General features: G+C 63.7%; 1 protein-coding gene. It reads right to left on the reverse strand.

The annotated features are described in order from the left end of the window. The coding region (locus tag NMN56_RS42900; RefSeq protein ID WP_283742578.1) for a beta-ketoacyl synthase N-terminal-like domain-containing protein at positions 1 to 1,414 on the reverse strand (1,414 nt) is incomplete at both ends.

A 1,414-nucleotide genomic window follows, 5' to 3' on the forward strand; every position in this document is an offset into this window, starting at 1 on the left:
CGCCGATGAGGGTGGCCCGGTGATCGAAGAGCGCACGCGTGGTGACCAGCGAATGCCCCACCTCCGCCACCGACACCCCCGGCCGCTCCTCCAGAAACACCCGCAGATTCGCCGCCTGCGCCCGCAACGCCTCCCGCGAAACCGCCGACACACACCACGCCACCGGCCCCGAAGAACCCACCGAACCAGCAGCCAACGAAGAACCAGCAGGAACAGAATCAGCAGGCAACGAAGAATCCGCAGAACCAGCAGACCCCGCCAAAGCACCGGAATCCGCAGAACCCCGCCCACGCAACACCACCGGCGCACCCCGGCCCCCGGTCTCACCCGGCCCCTCCGGAGCACTCTCCAAAATCACATGCGCATTGGTCCCACTGATCCCGAAAGCCGACACACCCGCCCGCCGCCGCCCACCCGAATCCGGCCACGCCACCGCCTCCGACGGCACCTCAATACGCCCCGAACCCCAATCCACATGCTCCGACAAAACCCCCGCATACAACGAAGCAGGAACCACACCCTCCCGCATCGCCAACACCATCTTCATCACACCGGCCAACCCCGCAGCAGCCTGCGTATGACCAATATTCGACTTCAAAGACCCCAACAACAACGGACGCTCACGACCCACCCCATAAGCCGCCAACAACGCACCCGCCTCAATCGGATCCCCCAACGCAGTCCCCGTCCCATGCCCCTCCACCACATCCACCTGCCAACCCGAAACCCCCGCATCCCCCAAAGCACCCGCAATAACCCGCTCCTGCGCCCGCCCACTCGGCGCCGTCAAACCATTGCTCGCCCCATCCTGATTCACCGCAGAACCAGCAACCACCCCCAACACCGGATGCCCCAACCGCACCGCATCACTCAACCGCTCCACCACCACCGAAACCGCACCCTCACCCCACACCGTCCCATCCGCACCCGCACCAAACGCCTTGCACCGCCCATCAACCGCCAACCCCCGCTGACGACTGAACTCCACAAACATCCCCGGATGCGGCATCACCGTCGCCCCCGAAACCAACGCCGCATCACACTCACCACGACGCAACGACACACACGCCTGATGCAACGCAACCAACGACGACGAACACGCCGTATCCACCGTCACCGCCGGCCCCTCCACACCCAGCACATACGCCACACGCCCCGACACCACACTCAACGTATTCCCCGTCAACAAAAACCCCTGCACACCACCCCAACCCTCATGCAACAACGGACCATAACCATTATGAATAACCCCCGAAAAAACCCCCGTCCTACTCCCCCTCAACGACAAAGGATCCACACGCGCCCGCTCCACCGCCTCCCACGACGTCTCCAACAACAAACGCTGCTGAGGATCCATCGCCACCGCCTCACGCGGCGAAATACCAAAAAACCCCGCATCAAAATCAGCCACACC

Source organism: Streptomyces iconiensis (assembly GCF_028657195.3).
GTDB classification, from domain to species: Bacteria; Actinomycetota; Actinomycetes; order Streptomycetales; family Streptomycetaceae; genus Streptomyces; species Streptomyces iconiensis.